The sequence below is a fragment of the Chryseobacterium sp. Chry.R1 genome (assembly GCF_039645525.1).
In the GTDB taxonomy this organism is placed as follows: domain Bacteria; phylum Bacteroidota; class Bacteroidia; order Flavobacteriales; family Weeksellaceae; genus Chryseobacterium; species Chryseobacterium proteolyticum.
Window position 1 is genome coordinate 4,504,361 of record NZ_CP151793.1, and the last position, 17,912, is coordinate 4,522,272.

Below are 17,912 nucleotides of genomic sequence, written 5' to 3' on the forward strand. Positions count from 1 at the left end.
GCTCTATTCTTTTACTTTTGAGTTTACTGTATCATTCTGTCCTGAATCTTTTTCGAGAGTTTTCTTAGAAATTCCGTCAATGTGATGAATCGACATGGTATTACTTCTTTGGCTTGTAGAAATAAAGACGTTGATAATAACAATGACTGTTAGCAGAGCATAACCACCAAAGAAAATTTTGGTTAGCAATCTTTGCTTCGCTACGGGAAGAACCTTCCAATGATTCTCCACCTCTAACACATAATGTTCGATTTTATCTCTTAATTTTTTCATTGTGGTCATATTAGCGTTCGACAGTTTCTACATCTTTGTTTTCAATCACATTGAATTTTTCAATAGTAAATCCCTGGGGATTACTGTCAGACCTGACAGAATTAACCAATGAACAGTTCGTAATTAGATTTCGAATAGTAAGATTACTGGATCTGATAATGAACTGCCTGGCATAAGTTTTTACATCATAAGGATAACTGTCGAAGTTCGCTACAACACTGTCCACTTCAATCCTCTGCTGGATATTGCCAGAAATGATTCTGTTATAGTATCCTTTCTCCTGGAGGTCCTTGTAGTAGTTGAATGCGGATTGGTCAGCCAAATTGAAGGCCCTTTTCACATTACTCTCGATGGCATTTTTATCAGGTGCTATCGTGAAGAACAATTCGTGAAATCTTCTCACATGCTCTCTTGCCTCCACCGGTCTGTTGATCGACATATCCTGTGATAGTGCTACCATCAGGGATTTGCCGTTATCCAGCACATAAATCTTCTGACGCTGCTCTTCGGCAAACTGGTAAGATTTGAAGACGACTACGCCTACAACACCAAAACACAGCACCACAAAAACAAACGTAAATAATCGGATCTGTTTGAAACTGCTCTCAATATTTCTTAAAGTTTTAAATTCCATAGAACTGTATTTTTATTTTAATAATCTTCCCGAAATATTTCCTGTTGCCGAACCTACTGCCGCTCCAGCAACATTACCTGATTTCGCAGCAGTTTGGTTCACATTGCGCATAAAATTGCCGGCACCTCCTGCCTGAATGATCCAGCCTGTAACAGTTGGCACTGTAAAGTAGCCGATTATACCGATTACCATATAAATAATGTACACGGTATTGGAAGTATCAGGAATGAACGTAGGATCTGCAAGCATTTCGATGTCCCTTTCTAAAATCAAAGTCTGTATCTTGGCAAGTATAGCACTGAATATATCAGCAACCGGAAGCCATAAATAAACACTAACGTATCTTGTCAACCATTGAGTTAAAGTGGTCTGAAATCCATCCCAGACGGAAATGGCAAAGGCAATGGGTCCCAAGATTGAAAGGACAATCAGAAAAAAGGTTCTGATGGTATCAATAACCAGTGCAGCAGCCTGGAATAGTATTTCTAAAAATTCACGAAAACCATCTCTGATATCTTTCTTAATGGCAAACATCTCTCTTTCAATATACATTCCCGACATGGTAACCAGATCCGAAGGCGACCAACCCAGCTCCTCCAATTTTTTGTCAAACTCTTCGTTGGAAATCAGATAAGCCATCTCTGGATTTCTGAGCATAGCTTCCCTCTCTAAAAGATCCTTTTTCTGCTGCAGGTCATTCATATCCAATACATGATTTTCCAGCATTGAATGACTTCCCTGAACAATTGGGCTCATAACGCCATTTAATCCTCCTAGAACCAATGTTGAGAAAAACATAATGCAGATGCCAATGGCAAAAGGTCTCAACATGGGAAATAAATCAATAGATTCTGCACGACTCAATGACTGCCACACTTTTAAAGCCACGTAAAACAACGCGCCCAGACCAGCAACTCCTTTTGCCACTGCAGCCATATCAGCACACATGGGCATCATTTCTTCGTAAACGGAACGCAGTACTTCGTGTAAGTTGTTCGGTTCCATTTTACCAGTATTTTTGATTGGAGGTTCCGTAAAGATCTAACACCCTTTGCGTGTTGTTCTGTTTTTTTGCTCTGAGATAACTTACCGAAATATTCTTATTGGTGTAGTACCGTACCAGATTATGATAAGCTTTAACTTCTTTATACACCCGGTCAATAACATCCATTCTTTCCTTATCATTAAGCGAGAGGCCATTTGAAGTAATAATCTCTTTGAGTTCTTTCAGCAGCTCCGTACTTTCAGTAAGAAGAGCAGAATAGCCATTGGCAATAGATGCTAATTCCTGCGCATTAAAACGGGGGTCATTTAGCATTTTACCGAAATTATTGACATACATTTCAGAAACGTCACCCACTAAAAGAACGGTTTGCTGAACCTTTCGGGCATCTTTTACCAAATTGTTGACGGCTTTGAGCTTATCGTAATACTCTTTACCCTGCTCGTACACCTTTTTAACCTCATTGAAGTTTTTAACAACGTTGGATACCGTCGATGAAGTCTGTACAATTTCGTTGGCAGAGTTCAAAATACCTGATGCCAGATTAGCAGGGTCAGTTACTACAAATTGTGCTTTTGCATAGGTCAAGGTAGCAAAGAATGCTATCACTACTGTTTTAATGATTAAATTTTTCATTGTTGTGAAATTTTAATTGATTTAGTTGTCTTTCGTATTCGATTTGATTCTCTTGAGAGAGATCCGCTTGATGGCGTGTTCCACATTCCCATCAAGTTCAGATGCAAGATTCATCACTTCCATCTTTTCTGTTTCTTCGGTAGTATAAGCGAGATATTCCTCTGTAGAAACTTCAGTCGCATAGACCGCAGAGTGTGTTCCTCCTAATCCAATCCAGACTTCCTTATACAATCTTTTGGGATCATTGTTCATGTTGATTGACAGTACTTGAGATTTTTCTTTATCAGTTAATCCCAGCATAGCCTGAATATCATCGAATTTGTTCATGTACTTTCGCTGGTCGAGAAGAATCTTACAATCTGAGTTGTTAATAATACTTTCCTTTACAATCGGCGACTGGATAATATCATCAACTTCCTGAGTCACTACTATCGCTTCCCCAAAGAATTTTCTGACCGTTTTGAATAAATACTTGATATATTCGGCCATACCCTCTTTGGCAATCGCTTTCCATGCTTCTTCAATAAGGATCAGTTTTCTGATTCCCTTGAGCCTTCGCATCTTATTGATGAAGACTTCCATAATGATAATGGTAACTATTGGAAAGAGAATCTTGTGATCTTTAATGGCATCGATTTCAAAGACAATGAAACGTTTGGATAATAAGTCCAGCTGCTTTTCTGAATTCAGGAGATAATCATACTCGCCTCCTTTGTAGTAAGGCTCCAGAACATTAAGAAAGTTGGCAATATCAAAATCTTTTTCCCTGACTTTCTTTTGTTCCAATACTTTCTGGTAATCATCTTTAACATAATCATAGAATCCATTGAAAGACGGATGTTGGTCATTGGATTTTATTTTTTCAATATATCCACTTACTGCATTGGACAATGCTACCTCTTCTGAGCGTGTCGGTGGCTCGTCATCTCTTTTCCATAAAGTCAAAATCAGTGTTTTGATACTCTCTCTTTTTTCAATATCAAAGACACCGTCATCGGTATAGAATGGGTTGAAAGCAATCGGATTATCCTCGGTATAAGTAAAATAAACCCCATCCTCTCCTTTCGTTTTTCCTCTAATCAGTTCACATAATCCCTGGTAGGAATTTCCGGTATCCACCAAAAGGACATGGGCGCCTTGCTCATAGTACTGCCGTACCATATGGTTGGTGAAGAAAGACTTTCCACTTCCTGAAGGTCCGAGGATAAACTTATTTCTATTGGTAATAATCCCCTGCTTCATGGGTAGATCTGAAATATCCAGATGAATGGGCTTTCCCGTTAGGCGGTCAGCCATCTTAATGCCAAATGGTGAAGGCGAATCCTGATAGTTGGTTTCTTCAGTGAAAAAAGATAGAGCAGGCTCAATAAATGTATAAAAGCTTTCTTCGCTTGGAAAATCACCAGCATTGCCTGGAATTCCTGCCCAATATAATGTCGCCGTATCTGTTGTGTTGTGGCGGGGTTTACATTCCATTAGCGCTAACGCACTTCCTGTATCATTCTTTAACTGCTTTAGCTCATGAGGGCTGTCAGACCATGACATTACATTAAAATGAGCCCGGATAGATTGTAATCCGAAGGAATGTGCCTCATTCAGATACTTTTCAATCCACTCTTTATTAATCTGATTCGCTCTGCTGTATCTTGCCAGTGAATGCATATTTCTTGCTGACTTTTCGAACTGGCGAAGGTTTTCATCGCTGTTGTCAATGAACAGATACTGGTTGTAAATGTGATTACAGTTTAGCAGAAGTCCTACAGGAGAAGCAAAAGACAAAAGACAGTCACTCCGATCTGTACTTAACTTTTCATAACGGCTATGCGATGATACAGTAACCGGTAAATCCTCAGTATCCGATAACGTATGCATACTGATTCGGTTATTACCGATTCGCATTTCTTCCGATCCTAATTTGATGTCCTGTAATGACGGATTGACTTCACGGGACAAGGTGAGATATTGCTCCAATAGTCCTGAACTATCTTCAGTTCCTGATATCTCATCTTCAGTCATTCTTTCGAGATAAATATAGCCACTGTCATTCATTATTCTTTCCAGCTGATCGACAGCTTCAAGAAATCGACTGATAACTTCTTTGTCCTTAATCTCCTTTGGAATCAGTTTACCTTTGCAGAGAGAAGAAAAATTGCTCTGCATCCGTATTCTCTCCTTGCTGGTTTTCGTGATGAACAGATAGCAGTAATGATTTAAAAAAGGTCTCTCATTGAAATGCCTTTCAAATGATTTTGAAAGAAAACTCTGATCTTCTCTTGATAGATCAGGATTGTAATTCTCTTTGATAAACCAATCCTGTTTATGTATTACCGTATAGTCGGGAAGCGTTTTAATTGCTTTGAACCATGAGGAGTGCATCGCTTCATAGTCAGCTGAAGCAACGGTAAATAATTCCGGAAGTTTTACCCTAAAGCAAACCGTAACATCAGCGTCCTTTGAAATAATACAATGATTTTCAATCGCCAGCAATGGAAATTTACTTTCCAACGTTGCTGCTTTGGAAGAATTTCTCATATGTTTGCTCTTTTACGGTTAGTTTTCAGATATCGGTGGATACACTTACGGCTGATAATGTAGGTGGGATGTTTCTTGCGTGCACCCAACTTCATCAGCCCATGTTCTCCGTATTTCCCGTTCAGAGCGAAAGTCTGCCAGATGAGGAGTCCGCTGCAGGATGCTCCCAGGATGAGACAGAGATATGTATTGACACCAGCCATATACATAATCATGACACAGATCAATACCGCCAGCAAACCTCCTGCGAAAATAAAAAGGTATTGTGCTTTAAGACCCTTAAATTCTACTGTCCTTCCTATTCCTTTATTGATATGATAGGTATTCATAATCATTATTTTAAAGGAAGAATGAGCGAAGAATTGTCGCTGCGACAATGAGGAAGATACATGCTCCAAACCAGCTTGCAGCAGTTTTACTCGTATCCGGATCACCGCTGCTGAACTTGTTGTAAACTTTAACTCCTCCAATCAATCCTACTACTGCACCTATGGCGTAAATTAATTGGGTAGCGGGTTCAAAATAGGAAGTGACCATTTGTGTTGCCTCATTGATTCCGGCACTTCCATTACCTTGTGAAAAAGCATGCGGAGCAATCAAGATTGCCAGTAATGCATACATCAGTTTTTTTCTCTGTTTTTCCATTTTGTAAATATTTTTTTCTTAATGAGAACTGCTCCCTGCAGTACTCAGAAGCAAATGTGCTTTGGAAAAACAGGTTTGGGGAAAAGTGTCTGTGAGAGGAACTGCTTGGCTTCTATGTGTAACTCATTTAGCGTTTTTGCATAAAAAACGTCAAACCTTCTAACTTGACGTTCATTTATCTGAAAATGACTTTTATATTTTTCTTCTTGTAGATTTATTTTTAGGCAGCTTTTCTTTGTAATCTCCAGTAATTTTTTCAGACCTTAAATTATTTTTAATCATATCGGCAAAAAAAGTTTTTTCCCATGGTATTTCTCTTCCTTCAAACTACATTCTACCCCCCCTTTTTGATAACCCTTGCCTCAATTCAAATCCGTGATGTCTGTTCCATCCAATCCGGTCAAGCTCACTTTCTATGGGAAATTGTACAGCGATTAAATCTTTGGGGAATTCTTTGACTATACTAAAGTCGATATCGTGAAATTCATGTGTCTTAGGATTGTAAGGTATAGTATAGCTGTTTTGATCTTGATCATGGTAGTTCTGTATCTCAGAAAACACTATTCCCCGAGATAGAAAATCATCTTTGGGTCTGAGCATATCCATGCGGATATCTACAAAAAATATATGTCCTGCAATCACTATGGTTGGAAGCTGTCCTTTGTTGACACGTAAATCATAAGCGTCCTCATTGATATTTTTCTCAGATGAATCCATACTGTTATAAGTTTTGACTGTTCATTTCTTTTATTCCCTCTTGGAAAAACATTGGAGAGTTTATATAAACTCCTCAATATCGAAACCATCTACAGAATTATGGCGCTTAGAAGAAATGGTCTGGTCATCATTCGAAATGCTCTCTCCCAACAAAATGGCAATTCTTTTTGAAGCATCTCCTAATGAATTCTCTAAAAGTTCAAAAAGCTCGGTTCCCTGAATTCTTTGAATTATATCTACTGCTTGTTGTTCTAAATCAGCCTCCAGTATGTCCTGCTGAAGCAGCTGATCCACAGTACTCAATTCCTGAAAGGTAACCCCTGTAGCAAACCCGCTTTCAATACTAGAGGCCTGAAACTTCCAATCTTCTTCCTGCTCCTCCCAGTCCTCATTTTTGACTAAAATATCTTCAAGATTTTTAGACTCACCGACTCTCTCTACTTCCTTGTCTATGGTTTCTGATTCAAAATTATATTTTGTCAGTACATTCGATTCATATTGACCTTTTATGACAGTGGTTGGCAGTGTCTGTCTCGCCACTTGCTTCGTTTCTCCCAAAATAGATGACAGATTGCTCTTCCTATCATCGATATCTTTTTCTCTGAAATTGATTGAAAACTTTCGATCTAAAAGAAGAAGAAGCAGGATTATGATTAATAAGAAAACTATAATGAGTGGTTCCATATAATTAAGAATTAAAAGATTGGACGATATTTGTTATTAAAATCATCAGTGATTTCCTTTTCAAACATTTCAAAATGATGCGCCAGAATATTGTCCAGATAAGCATATAATGGAATCTGGTCGTCAGCGATGATTTGAATAATACGAGAGAGACGTTCATGGTACTCGGGACGAATATAAATACTTTTGTCTCCACGTTTTGTCATTGTATGGTGCGTTAGAAACTTTGTCACATAAGTTACATCTGAAGATCTATGATGCTTCGGCTTATTTTTTGTCATCCCTTTTTCTTTTGAGGGGTCAAAATTCTGTTGAGGGAATTCCTTCTGTACATCTCCTGCCATAATAGACATCAGGTACTGTTCATCAATACTGTTGTCCTGGTTACTATTTCTTTCTTTTTCCATACTGCTATAATTTGACGATTCTCAAAAATTCTTTAATAAACCTATCCAGCCTGCACTGAGCTATCAACTTAGGATCCGCCGGCATTAGCGTCGATCGGAATACAGTTTTTGTAATGGATTCTCCTTCTTTTCTAAATCGTTTGCTGTCTGTAATTGTCGTTTCCATAAGTTGTAGTCCCAGATCAGAAATAACTTTACTGTAGTTTTTGTACAACAATGTCCTTTCTCTTCCATCCACCTGATTCCAAAACAGATTGATACTTCTTATACCTGTTTGATTTTCCTTCATCAAAACATTAGTCAGAACATCCGTAAAACTTAATGTACTCTCTAGTACAACCCGATCTGCTGTTATGGGAGAAAAAATGTAATGGACATTCGTCAATGTTTTTAAAATCCCTGCCGTATTAACTGTTCCAGGTAAATCTAAAAAGATGATATCTGGTGCTATCTCTGATCTATTTAGATAAGCTCCCATTTCTTCTAAAACCTGATCAGTTCTACTCTGAAAAATAGGATAAGCTTTTTTATTGATTCTCGTAAACTGTTTGTGAGCCAACGTTTTTAAAGTTTCATTCTGCATCACTATTTTCAAATCCCTATCTCTCATCTGAAGCAGACTGTATTGGGGAAAATCACAGTCAAAGACCGCAACCTGATAGCCCATACGGTAATGGAGAATACTTGCGATAAGTACTGTAAATGTGCTTTTTCCTACTCCTCCTTTTTGAGTTGAAAATGCAATAATTGTAGGTTCTTTTTTTGTTTTCATTTTGCTTGAATTTTAGTTAAACATAATTGGGAAGAGACCGATTGGAGTCCTCTGAGCCGTAGATACTTCATGCTCCCCTCACCGCTTTCAGTAATGCTGGAGGAGGTTCCTGTTATCAGTACTGACTTCTATCTATACGTACTGAATACTCTCCATCCTGAAGCCCTGAAAATTTGAATTCCTGACTCCTATTTCTCAAACAGGATATCCTGACGGCTGTAATTCAGGAAGGCGGAAAGGCTGGATTTCCAGAACTCGAGAATTCTGTCAAGCCGGCAGCTAGGAGCCCATGCTCTCAATCTGATGCAAATGAATGCTATTTCTATGTTGGAGATTATCTCGTGGTAATTTTTGGCTCTTAGTGTCCTATATTGGCTTTCTCTATTATACTGTCTGCACAAGTCATTGTGGTTTACTTTGCTGTAATGAGACTAAGGAGTCTGTGGAAATTGAACTTTTTTAATAGGACGCAAAATCTATTCTATTTGCTAACTTATTGCTAGCTGAAATTTCCTTTCACCCGAAAGGGGCAAGTTGTGTTTTAAGCATCTTGAAATAATTTCAGATGCTTAAAACAACTTGCCCTTGCAGGGGGCAGAAACATCCTCCGAAGTCGGTGTTTTAAAAATTAAATGGAATATTATGGAAGACAGTAACAAAAAACAGAAAAAAACGGGACGACATCCTAAGACCGACCCGGCAAAGATCCGGTATTCAATCTCCTTAAATGAAGTAGAACATGCTCGTTTTTTAAGTCTCTTTGAGCAATCCGGCATGAAAATTAAAGCCCACTTTATCACTTCATGCATTTTTGAAAATAAGATTAAAACAATAAAAATTGACAAAGGAACCATAGACTTTTATATGCGTCTAACGTCTTTTCACAGTCAATTTCGAGCGGTAGGAGTCAATTATAATCAGATTGTCAAGATGTTGTACAGTACTTTTTCTGAAAAAAAAGCAGCCGGACTTTTATATAAACTTGAAAAAAACACGCTTGAAATGGTGGACATATTTAAAAAAGTAATAGAGATCACCGAGGAATTTAATCGGAATTATGTAAAAAATACAGACTAATATGATCGCTAAAATCGGACGTAGCAACAATCTTTTTGGCGTATTATCCTATAACAATTTAAAAATACAACAGGAAAAAGGTGAAATCCTGATGACTCATAACATGATAGAAACGCCCGACGGAAAATATTCTGTCAGTCAATTGACAAAGTCTTTTGAGCCTAATTTATTAGTCAATCAAAATACTGAAAAACATACGCTACATATCTCTCTTAATCCTGACCCGAAGGACCAAGTTTCAGATGAACAGTTTAGGCAGATTGCACAAATATACATGGCTGAAATGGGTTATGGAAATCAGCCTTTCGTCGTTTTTAAGCATACGGATATAGACCGCACCCATATTCATATCGTTTCAGTTTGTGTAGATAAAAATGGAAGAAAGATTTCTGACAAGTTTGAGAAAATTCGATCTTTGAAAGCTTGCAGGGAACTGGAGAAAAAATTTGGTTTGGCAGATGCATCAAAAAAGGAAAGTATAAAAAATGAAATGATTTATAAGCCTGTTAATTATGGGGCAGGAAATATAAAAAGTCAGATCGCATCAGTGGTACGACAACTACCGGTACATTACCAATTCCAATCCTTAGGAGAGTATAACGCTCTTCTATCTCTTTTTAACATCACAGCGGAAAAGGTCGAAGGAGAATTACATGGTAAGTTCAAACAAGGGCTGCTTTATTTTCCTTTAGACAAGGATGGTAAAAAAGCTGGAAACCCCTTTAAATCTTCTTTATTTGGAAAAAATACAGGTCTGCCAGCTTTGGAAAGACGGTTTGACATATGCAAAACAGAAATGAAGACTGATATTAAAACTACATTGAAATCTAAAATTACAGCGATTTTGCAAGCATCAAAAAATATTGAAAGTTTTAAAAACAGCCTTGCAGAAAAAGGAATTGACACCGTGATTCGCAGAAATGACCAAAGAAGAATCTATGGAATTACTTTTATAGATCATATTTCCAGCACAGTCTGCAATGGATCACGATTAGGAAAAGAATACTCAGCCAATGCTTTTAACGATTACTGGAACAAACTGCCACCCGAAACAGCTGTTAATAATAAACAAATTCCGGCTAATGATCCCCTCCAAGAATACAACAATCAAATTTTTGATGTACACCCGATGTTTGATTTCTCTGACAGCAATGCTTCTGAAATAATAGAAGTATTCGGAGGACTTTTACCTGAGGTACAAAATGTGGAATACCATGAAATTGAAATTGAACCTCAATTGAGAAAAAAGAGGAAACAAAAAAGAAACAAGTAAGCACTTATTCGGCCATCCGATTATTTTAAAAGCCAATTTTCCCCGCTACAATCTCATCCCATTTACTTTTCCACTGCACTAAAAAATATAAAAATGCAGGGAGAGGACGATTTAAGGGGGCTTGCCAAAATTATGGCGTTTATGAGAGCGACAAGTATCATTATCACACTGATGAATATGTATTGGTTTTGTTACAGCTTTTTTGATGAACGGGGTTGGACATTGATAATTATTAATAGAATACTGTACAATTTCAATCGAACAGCTGGTTTTTTTTCACATCCGTTAAATTCAAAGCTTTTTTCTTTTGTACTGCTTGCTCTGAGCTGTCTTGGGACCAAAGGGGTTAAAAATGAGAAAATAACATGGTTTAAAATATCTATAGTCCTAACCATTGGAATTCTTTTATATTTCTTTTCAGTATTGTTGTTAAGGCTATCATTATCCATTGCTGTATCTCTATATATTTTCCTAACAGCCTGCGGATATATTCTTTTGATGATGGCCGGTGTCTGGATGAGCCGTCTTTTAAAAAACAATTTGATGCATGATGTATTCAATAATGAAAATGAAAGTTTCCAGCAAGAAACAAAACTTCTTCAAAATGAATACTCAATCAACCTGCCTACCAGATTTTATTATAGAGGAAAGTGGAACAGTGGCTGGATCAATGTTGTTAACCCGTTTCGTGCAACGATTGTATTGGGCACGCCAGGTTCAGGAAAGTCATTTGCCGTTGTCAACAATTATATCAAGCAGCATATTGAAAAAGGCTTCGCTATGTATATTTACGATTTTAAATTCGATGACCTTTCCACCATTGCTTACAATCATCTTTTATTGCATTCCGAAGTTTATAAAATAAAACCGAAATTCTATATCATCAATTTTGACGATCCTGGGAAAAGCCACCGGTGTAATCCGCTAAACCCAATTTTTATGACCGATATATCGGATGCCTATGAAGCAGCATACACCATTATGTTGAATCTCAATAGAACCTGGATACAGAAGCAGGGGGATTTTTTTGTTGAAAGTCCCATTATTTTGTTAGCTGCGATCATCTGGTTTTTAAAGATTTATGAGAATGGTAAGTATTGTACTTTCCCCCATGCCATAGAATTGTTGAATAAAAAATATGAGGATATTTTTACGATTTTAACCTCATACCCTGAACTGGAGAACTATCTCTCCCCTTTTATGGATGCCTGGCAGGGAGGTGCACAGGATCAGTTACAAGGACAGATCGCTTCGGCAAAGATTCCATTGTCAAGAATGATCTCTCCCCAATTGTATTGGGTCATGACGGGTGATGATTTTTCCCTAGATATCAACAATCCTAAAGAACCTAAAATATTGTGTGTAGGAAATAATCCGGATCGTCAGAATATTTATTCCGCAGCTTTGGGTTTGTACAATTCAAGGATTGCTAAGCTCATCAATAAAAAAGGACAGCTAAAAAGTTCAGTAATCATTGACGAGCTGCCAACCATTTATTTTAGAGGGCTGGACAATTTAATTGCCACCGCAAGAAGTAATAAGGTTTCGGTATGTCTGGGTTTTCAGGATTTTTCCCAGTTGACCAGGGACTATGGAGATAAAGAAAGTAAGGTCATCCAGAATACAGTTGGTAATATTTTCAGTGGTCAGGTAGTTGGAGAAACCGCAAAAAGTTTATCAGAACGTTTTGGAAAGGTGTTGCAAAAAAGACAAAGTATTTCTATTAATAGGAATGATACTTCTACCTCCATTTCTACCCAATTGGACAGTTTGATTCCCGCATCAAAAATCTCAACCTTAACACAGGGATGTTTTGTCGGTGCAGTATCTGATAACTTTGATGAAAGAATCGAACAGAAAATTTTTCATTCGGAAATCGTTGTGGATACTGTTAAACTCTCTCGGGAAATGAAAAACTATCAGGAGATACCGATGATCCGATCTTTTATGGATAAAGACGGAAATGATTCGATGAGTAAACAAATTGAAGAAAATTACAAAGGAATTAAGGCAGATATTCTTGCCATTGTCAGAAGTGAGATGGGCAGAATAAAAAATGATCCCGACTTACAGCATTTAATTAAAAATGATGAATAGTGAAACCTCAAATCTTATGATATTTGAGGTTTTGATGTAATAATTACTCTGCATCACTGTTCATAAAATACTGATTGAGATTATCACTCACCAGCTGAAGGAATTTGGTGGGTCCCTGTTTTCGGTTACGGATTTCAAATACAGTTTTATGAAAATTGCCAAGGTCGCAATCCAATGACTTTTCTACAAACTTTATGACTTCGCTTAACTCTATATTACCTCCGTTAAAACAACGCATTTGATAAAGTGCATAAGTCAGTTCTATAAGGCCAACTTTTGACCCCGTCCAGTTAAGGGGAGAAAGGACTTTTCCTGTTGTGTTTTCGCTAAAACCCTCGATCTGTTTTTTTAAATATTGGTCAAATTGCCCATTGGAAATAAATCGGGCAATCAAATGGTCATGTGATGTGGTAAAACTTGGATCATAGTTATAAAAACCTGATGATAGTTTCATTTTCAGATCATAAGAGTTACGTACAAATATTTTATGGTCAAGATAAGTTGCTTCGCGTTTATAATAGCTGTAAAATTCAGAATGTTCCACATAAAAATTTCTTAGCTTCTCCTGTTCTGCTTCGTAATATTTTTTTAGTGTTTTATTTCCTGCGGCTGGCTTATGAGACTCAATATCCAGTACAGCAGAGTAATAAATAAATTTTGAGATAAACTGTGGCTTAAGTTTCTTAAAAAAAAGTACTTCTTCGGCAATATGATCAAAATGATGGTTGGAAACCAGAAGTTTCAACTTCCTTATGGAATCATCAATAATAAGTAAGGCCTTTTCTGAAATTTTAATCACATCATTTCCGTCATCGCAGACTTCGTTAATCTTTACATCGAGATCTTCCAATAATTGGGAAGTTCTTTTAAAAATTGTTTTTGTTACCATGTCCTTTTTTCAGGAATTTACAAAAAATCCATAATGCATGGCTTAATCAGCTAATATCCAGCTCCTTTTTCCGATTCTTTATATAATCTGTCGGCCGGATACCATTGATATCGAAAAATAAATTTGAAAAGTTCTGCCGTGCAGCGATACCGCATTCCTCTGCTAAAGCCTCAATGGTATAGTTTAAATATTTGCTGTTCGTGCTGAGTAAATTGGTAATATAATTGATCCGCAGTTCAGCCATGTATCTATTAAAATTCATCCCTTTTTGCTCATTAATGTAAACAGATAGATAATGGGAATTGGTTCCTAACTTTAAGGCGATACTTTTCTGTGTAATCCCCTTCTTTCTGAATTGTTCCTCATGCTCAAACCTTTTAAGCTTTTCTTTAATCTCATTGGTCATTTCCGGGGTGAGAGAAGTCTTTCTTAGCGGAAACTCTGTCTGCTCTTCCTGTAAAATATCATTGATGTTATACGTTCCCTCTGCCATCCTATTCTGAAGAAGATTATACTGTTTTTTAATCTTTTGATCTTTTCTGTGTCGGACCACCATAAAACCAAGGAGTACGCTGCCTGATACAATTAAGATCTGAGCAATTACAATTTTTTTATTGCTCGACTTCTCTATTTCCTCTTTTGCGTCAATTAATGTCTTTCGGTCAAAGTCCCTATGAAGTTTTGAAGATAGATAAGGAAAATCTTTGCTGATTAAACTGTCTGCTTTTAATAGCTGATTGGTATAATAAAGCTGTTTGTTGACATCCTTATTTTTGTAGTTATCTATCAGGTAATGATAACTTTTATAGACCTCAGGAAGTATAAAATCATGTTTAGTAAAAATAGAGTCTATTTTTTCATAGCATCCGACCGCACGATCAATATCATTTTGAACTTCATAGGTTTTTCCCAAATAATAGTATACGACGGAAGCCCAGGCAAAATCGTTTCTTTTCAGAATAGTAGGTAAGGATTCTTGTAATTGGTTCCTTGCGCCATTGTAGTCTTTTTTGTGATACCTGGAAATTCCGATGCATTTGAGAAAATAGCTTTTTTCCAATGCAAAATCGCTGTTATCGACGGTTAACCGATAACCCAACATACTTAAACTGTCGCTTTTATCAAAGTTATCCAGATATCTGTTGAGTACGGTTAATTGATGTAAGCAGTTGAGGTATGCTTTTTCATAATTAAACTTTTCATTTTCATGATGGCTTTCATCCAACTTTGACCTGTAAAATGAAGTACATTCAAGAAAATGATTCATGGCTTCATCGTAATAGCCTAAATGGCCTTTTACAATTCCTAAATGATAAAGAACTTTGTAGTAGTGGTATTGATCTTTCGAACCCTTCAAATATGAATAGGCTTTCAGATATTCATTTAAGGCCAACTTATACTTTTTCTGATAAAAATAGTAGATAATCCCCTTGCTTAGATACTCTTTACTTATATCATCTTGAGTTCCATGCTGCAAGCTAACGGCTAACGCACTGTCAGCATACTTCATTTTGTTTTTGTAGTCGAATTGTCTTCCGTCTCTATACCCTTGAATCAGCTTTGAAAAGTTATTTTCATTTTTTGCTTTTTGAATATAGAGTTTTACATAGGGCATTGCATTAATGTCATCTATGGTCATTTTTTCATAAGGTTTTCTGATTTCACTGTACGTTCTTTCCTCTTTCTTTTGTGAGAATAAAAAATGTGAAAATGCAGAAAATAAGACGAGAAAGTAATAAAACTTTTTCATAGACTGATATTTAGAACCTCACCATCTCAAAAATAATCATTTATGTTTTAAATAAATCAAAATTAGAGGAATTGGACACCCACAAGAATAAATCAATCACAAATTACTAATAACCAGTAACTTATATTAAAATTAAAGATGTGTTAATTTTAAAATTGATACGTATCAATTTTAAAATAGAGCCGCAGATCAGTTTTTTTTACCTCTTAAGCCGGATAATTTTGATATCAGAATTCTAATATAAACCGGCCGGGATAACCAAATTAAAATTATTACAATGAAAAAGTTTATCCCATTTTTTACTATAGTGATCGGAGTAGTTTCTCTGCAAAACTGCACCCATCGAGATGATGATATAATATCAAATTATGAAAAGATTGAAAATCCAGAACCTACAATAAACGGTATGGCAATGAAACAGGATTCTGCAAAATCCATAGAGGCTATTAAAGATCCTGAAACAAAAGATCCTCCTGTGAGGGATGGTGATAATTGGCGGCTTACCCAAGATTAGAAACTACAATAAAATCATGATTCCTCATACCTCCATATCAGTTGTTACAGGCTTACCATGTCCAAAGAGTGGCATCTGGGAAAGTATGGGGAATTTCAAGACTACTGTACCCCTTTTCAAAGGTGAACCGATGCCCGAATACTGTGGTTGTAAAATTAAATGGAGATTGGTTCAAGTCTGTTAACCTCATAATAACGTGCTATGAAAAATTTTCTCAATATAGTCCCTCCTTTTGTAAGCTACTTCTTTATCTTATTATTTGTATATGCAAGTGTCAGTAAGCTTATTGACTTTGAAAGATTTCAGATTCAACTGGCACAGTCGCCACTTTTAAGTGCTTATGCAGGTTTTGTCTCATACAGCGTCATTATTATAGAATGGGTTGCTTCTATTTTACTGTTGGTACCCTTTTGCAGGCGCGCAGGCTTATACCTCTCCCTGATTTTGATGTCAGCATTTACAACCTATATTTTCATCATTCTCAACTATAGTGACTTTGTTCCCTGTTCCTGTGGAGGAATTCTGGAAAAACTAGGCTGGACTGAACATTTAATTTTTAATGCAGTGTGTGTATTACTTGCAATTATTGGCTTATTCTTAATAGAAAAGAAAATTCATGTTCGTATATCAAAAACCTCTTTAACGGTAGTAACATCAATCGTAGTAAGCATTATAGTAATGATAGGTCTGTTTCTTTCCTCTGAGCATGTCATTAAAAAGGAAAATAATTTTACAAGGCGGTTTATCAAGCACCCTGTCATCGAGCATCAATCACTACAGCTGGAGAATGATTTTTATTATTTTGCAGGGTTTGATGATCATAACATTTATCTGTCTAACCAGAAGTATCCGCAACAGCTTCTCACAGTTGACTCTTCGATGCATCGGACAGCCTCTACCTCTGCCCGAATAGAAATAGATCATCCTTACAAAAACATCAGGCAAATAGTATCAGATGGACATTTCTATATCTATGACGGATCGGTACCTATCCTATTTAAAGGCAGGCTTGGGACTGAATCTACCACAAGAATAAGTTACAAAGACGCTTATTTTAATGATCTCAGGGTTATCGACTCTTCCCGTTTTGCCATCAGGACACAGGTACGTCCGAGCAACCATCTGGTTCTAGGGCTTCTTAATATTGACAGTCCTCAGAAATTACAATTAAAAACAACCGTTTTACAGAAACAGACCGACGGCCTTTTTGATGTTGATGGAAGCATGGCTTATGAACAATATACGAAAAAACTGCTGTATACCTATACATACAGAAATCAGGTGATTGTCATGAACAGCAGTATGCAGGTGCAGCAATTACTTAAGACGATAGATACTGTAAAAACTGCCCAAATCAAAACATCGAAGCTCTCTGACGGCACTTACAAGATGACAGCACCTGCCCTGAAGGTCAATATCAGATCTGTTGTGTACAGAAATCTGCTTTTTGTTCAATCCAGTCTGATGGGCAGGCACGAATCGAGAAAAGCGTGGAAAAAATCAGATGTACTGGATGTATATGACATTGATAACAAAAGTTATGTAGGCAGCATCTATATTTTTAAAAAAGACGATCATACCCTCAATGACATCATTGTCACGGACAAATACCTGTACGCCCTCCACAATAATATGCTCACCCAATACAAAATAACAAAAGCATTATCTCAATATATCAAATCGGGGAAGCCGAAAACCGATCAACAGAGTAGGCAACACTAAATATTTCATTTTATGAAAAAGATCCTTTTCCCTGCTTTACTAGTGGTACTAGGAACAGGAACCGCATTTGCCACAAAGATGGTAAATCAGACCAACAAAGCTATTGTACCGGGATACCATATGGTTCCGGATGGTAATGGAAATTTCACTTGTGAACAAGCAGGTAAAAACTGTAGCGACATTCCTACAGGACCTATCTGTGAGCTGTCAGACGGCACTCAGCTGAAAGAACAGGTCTCAGAAACTTTCTGCGACAATGTTCTCAGAGAAATTCCACAGTAAAAAAA

General features: G+C 36.9%; 19 protein-coding genes. 6 read left to right on the forward strand and 13 right to left on the reverse strand.

Annotated features, from left to right (window positions below):
* Positions 1 to 3: 3 nt before the first annotated feature.
* The 11 genes from AAEU33_RS20075 to AAEU33_RS20125 form a co-directional block, all read right to left on the reverse strand.
* Positions 4 to 282 (reverse strand): hypothetical protein, encoded by a 279-nt coding sequence (locus AAEU33_RS20075; protein WP_120233076.1) that lies wholly within the window; start codon positions 280 to 282, stop codon positions 4 to 6.
* 1 nt (position 283) lies between these two features.
* On the reverse strand, positions 284 to 907 hold the full coding sequence (gene traK / locus AAEU33_RS20080; RefSeq protein ID WP_345989907.1) for a conjugative transposon protein TraK: 624 nt from the start codon (positions 905 to 907) through the stop codon (positions 284 to 286).
* 12 nt (positions 908 to 919) lie between these two features.
* Positions 920 to 1,912 (reverse strand): conjugative transposon protein TraJ, encoded by a 993-nt coding sequence (gene traJ, locus AAEU33_RS20085; protein ID WP_345989909.1) that lies wholly within the window; start codon positions 1,910 to 1,912, stop codon positions 920 to 922.
* Between the two features lies 1 nt (position 1,913).
* Positions 1,914 to 2,546 carry a DUF4141 domain-containing protein gene (locus AAEU33_RS20090; protein ID WP_120233073.1) on the reverse strand — a complete coding sequence of 211 codons (633 nt, stop codon included), beginning with the start codon at positions 2,544 to 2,546 and terminating at the stop codon, positions 1,914 to 1,916.
* A gap of 21 nt (positions 2,547 to 2,567) precedes the next feature.
* Complete coding sequence (locus AAEU33_RS20095; protein ID WP_345989911.1) at positions 2,568 to 5,078, reverse strand: TraG family conjugative transposon ATPase; 2,511 nt, start codon at positions 5,076 to 5,078, stop codon at positions 2,568 to 2,570.
* A complete protein-coding gene (locus AAEU33_RS20100; RefSeq protein WP_345989912.1) occupies positions 5,075 to 5,407 on the reverse strand; it encodes a DUF4133 domain-containing protein in 333 nt (110 codons plus the stop codon). Before AAEU33_RS20100 ends, AAEU33_RS20095 begins: the two co-directional genes overlap by 4 nt.
* Positions 5,408 to 5,417: 10 nt before the next feature.
* Complete coding sequence (locus tag AAEU33_RS20105; RefSeq protein WP_345989914.1) at positions 5,418 to 5,723, reverse strand: DUF4134 domain-containing protein; 306 nt, start codon at positions 5,721 to 5,723, stop codon at positions 5,418 to 5,420.
* Between the two features lie 327 nt (positions 5,724 to 6,050).
* Positions 6,051 to 6,440 (reverse strand): hypothetical protein, encoded by a 390-nt coding sequence (locus AAEU33_RS20110; RefSeq protein WP_345989915.1) that lies wholly within the window; start codon positions 6,438 to 6,440, stop codon positions 6,051 to 6,053.
* A 60-nt stretch (positions 6,441 to 6,500) separates the two neighbouring features.
* Entirely contained in the window at positions 6,501 to 7,124 is a 624-nt protein-coding gene (locus AAEU33_RS20115; RefSeq protein ID WP_345989917.1) for a hypothetical protein, read from the reverse strand.
* Positions 7,125 to 7,135: 11 nt separating this feature from the next.
* Positions 7,136 to 7,531, reverse strand: a complete 396-nt coding sequence (locus AAEU33_RS20120; protein WP_345989919.1) for a DUF3408 domain-containing protein — start codon at positions 7,529 to 7,531, stop codon at positions 7,136 to 7,138.
* A 4-nt stretch (positions 7,532 to 7,535) separates the two neighbouring features.
* Complete coding sequence (locus AAEU33_RS20125) at positions 7,536 to 8,303, reverse strand: ParA family protein (RefSeq protein ID WP_345989920.1); 768 nt, start codon at positions 8,301 to 8,303, stop codon at positions 7,536 to 7,538.
* Between the two features lie 642 nt (positions 8,304 to 8,945).
* Between AAEU33_RS20125 and mobA the strand changes: the two genes are divergently transcribed.
* From mobA to mobC, 3 genes are all read left to right on the forward strand, one after another.
* The gene (gene mobA, locus AAEU33_RS20130; protein WP_345989922.1) at positions 8,946 to 9,380 is read left to right on the forward strand and encodes a conjugal transfer protein MobA; all 435 of its coding nucleotides are present in this window, start codon (positions 8,946 to 8,948) and stop codon (positions 9,378 to 9,380) included.
* 1 nt (position 9,381) lies between these two features.
* A complete protein-coding gene (mobB, locus tag AAEU33_RS20135) occupies positions 9,382 to 10,653 on the forward strand; it encodes a conjugal transfer protein MobB (RefSeq protein WP_345989923.1) in 1,272 nt (423 codons plus the stop codon).
* A gap of 93 nt (positions 10,654 to 10,746) precedes the next feature.
* The gene (gene mobC / locus AAEU33_RS20140) at positions 10,747 to 12,750 is read left to right on the forward strand and encodes a conjugal transfer protein MobC (protein ID WP_345989925.1); all 2,004 of its coding nucleotides are present in this window, start codon (positions 10,747 to 10,749) and stop codon (positions 12,748 to 12,750) included.
* A gap of 43 nt (positions 12,751 to 12,793) precedes the next feature.
* On the opposite strand, the gene AAEU33_RS20145 is transcribed toward mobC, so the two are convergent.
* Positions 12,794 to 13,639 (reverse strand): RteC domain-containing protein, encoded by an 846-nt coding sequence (locus AAEU33_RS20145; RefSeq protein WP_345989926.1) that lies wholly within the window; start codon positions 13,637 to 13,639, stop codon positions 12,794 to 12,796.
* Between the two features lie 46 nt (positions 13,640 to 13,685).
* Positions 13,686 to 15,389, reverse strand: coding sequence for a helix-turn-helix domain-containing protein (locus AAEU33_RS20150; protein WP_345989928.1), 1,704 nt, complete (start codon positions 15,387 to 15,389; stop codon positions 13,686 to 13,688).
* 277 nt (positions 15,390 to 15,666) lie between these two features.
* Between AAEU33_RS20150 and AAEU33_RS20155 the strand changes: the two genes are divergently transcribed.
* The 3 genes from AAEU33_RS20155 to AAEU33_RS20165 all read left to right on the forward strand — a co-directional run bounded on the left by AAEU33_RS20155 (position 15,667) and on the right by AAEU33_RS20165 (position 17,907).
* Positions 15,667 to 15,903 (forward strand): hypothetical protein, encoded by a 237-nt coding sequence (locus AAEU33_RS20155; protein WP_345989930.1) that lies wholly within the window; start codon positions 15,667 to 15,669, stop codon positions 15,901 to 15,903.
* 201 nt (positions 15,904 to 16,104) lie between these two features.
* Entirely contained in the window at positions 16,105 to 17,625 is a 1,521-nt protein-coding gene (locus tag AAEU33_RS20160) for a DoxX family protein (protein WP_345989931.1), read from the forward strand.
* Between the two features lie 12 nt (positions 17,626 to 17,637).
* Positions 17,638 to 17,907: a DUF6520 family protein gene (locus AAEU33_RS20165; protein WP_123842670.1), complete on the forward strand. Its 270-nt coding sequence runs from the start codon at positions 17,638 to 17,640 to the stop codon at positions 17,905 to 17,907.
* The last annotated feature ends 5 nt before the right edge of the window (positions 17,908 to 17,912 follow it).